General features: G+C 67.0%; 2 protein-coding genes. One reads left to right on the top strand and one right to left on the bottom strand.

Annotated elements, in window-relative coordinates; translation table 11 throughout:
* Window positions 1-318 (top strand): LytR/AlgR family response regulator transcription factor (locus FKP22_RS30775; protein WP_141291980.1); only part of this gene is annotated, 318 nt, incomplete at its 5' end.
* A 14-nt stretch (window positions 319-332) separates the two neighbouring features.
* Here FKP22_RS30775 and FKP22_RS30770 read toward each other — a convergent pair.
* The coding region (locus FKP22_RS30770; RefSeq protein ID WP_141291979.1) for a S8 family serine peptidase at window positions 333-1,272 on the bottom strand (940 nt) is incomplete at its 5' end.

Genomic DNA, 1,272 nt, shown 5'->3' with positions numbered 1-1,272 from the left:
AAGTGGATCCAGGCGACGGTGGGCCAAGGCATCCAGATGATCCCGGTCGAGGACGTGCTGTTTTTCATCAGCGACGAGAAATACACCCGGGTGCAGACGCTGCAGGTCGAGGCCCTGATCCGCAAGCCGATCAAGGAGCTGGTCGACGAGCTGGACCCGCAGCGCTTCTGGCAGATCCACCGCTCGACGCTGGTCGCGGTGAACGCCATCGGCTCGATCACGCGCGACTTCCGCGGCCGCCAGATCGTGGCCGTCAAAGGCCACAGCCAAAAATTGGAAGTGAGCCGCAGCTACGCGCACCTCTTCAAAGGCATGTAGCTCGGGCGCTTCACTTATCTCGTGACTTCCAAGGTATAGCGGCCGCCGCTGTCGCCGACGCCACCACTGGCGCGAGAGACGCGCACGAACAGGTCGGCAGCGGTGCTGGCGCTGTTGGTCCAGCTGAGTTCGTCGGTCAGGCCCTTGGCGCGGACGCTGGTGGCGAGCACCACGCTCTTGGTGTTGCGGAATGCCAGGTTGTAGTCGGACTCGGCATTGCCGATCAGCCGCGCCTTCACCGTGCCTTTGGCCGGGACGCTGATGCGATAGGTGTCCAGGTCGCCGTTGGCGTTGATGCTGCCCTTGACCTTGGCCGGGAAGCTGCTCAGCAGCTGGGCCTGGGCGTGGCTGTTGTTGGGTTCGACTTCGGTGACCAGCGTGGGGGCGCTGCCGGCGAGGAAAACCGCATTGACCGCGGCGGCGGCGTCCACAAGCCCGGTGCCGCAACTGGTGCAGGCGCCGGGGATCTTGCGGGTGCTGCTCTTGATCAGCACTTCGACTTCGTCAGGCGTCAGCGCCGGGTTGCGTGCCAGCATCAGCGCGGCCACGCCCGCCACGTGCGGCGTGGCCATCGAGGTGCCTTGTTCGACGCGGTAGCTGTCGCTGCCCACCGTCAGCATGCCGGTGTTGGAGGTCGACAGCACGCCGTTGGCGCTGCCGGTGGCCATGTCGCCGCCGGGCGCGGCCACGTCGACTTCGGCGCCGAAATTGGCGTAGCTCGCGCGCTTGCCTTCACGGCTGAGGGCGGTGACGACGATCAGGTTGCGACAGTTGGCCGGTGAATACTTGGCTGTCGCGCCGCTGTTGTTGCCAGCCGCGGCGACCACGGTGGCGCCCAGGCTGCGGGCCTGGTCCAGCGCCGACTGCATCGTGGCCGAACAGCTGCCGCTGCTGCCCAGCGACAGGTTGACGACCCTGGCCTTGCTGGCCGCCGCGGCCACGCCGCTGACGCTG

The sequence above is a fragment of the Ideonella azotifigens genome, from assembly GCF_006519715.1.
GTDB classification, from domain to species: Bacteria; Pseudomonadota; Gammaproteobacteria; order Burkholderiales; family Burkholderiaceae_C; genus Ideonella; species Ideonella azotifigens.
The sequence above is the reverse complement of the archived record's forward strand: the minus strand, read 5'-3'. Positions and strand labels throughout refer to the sequence as shown.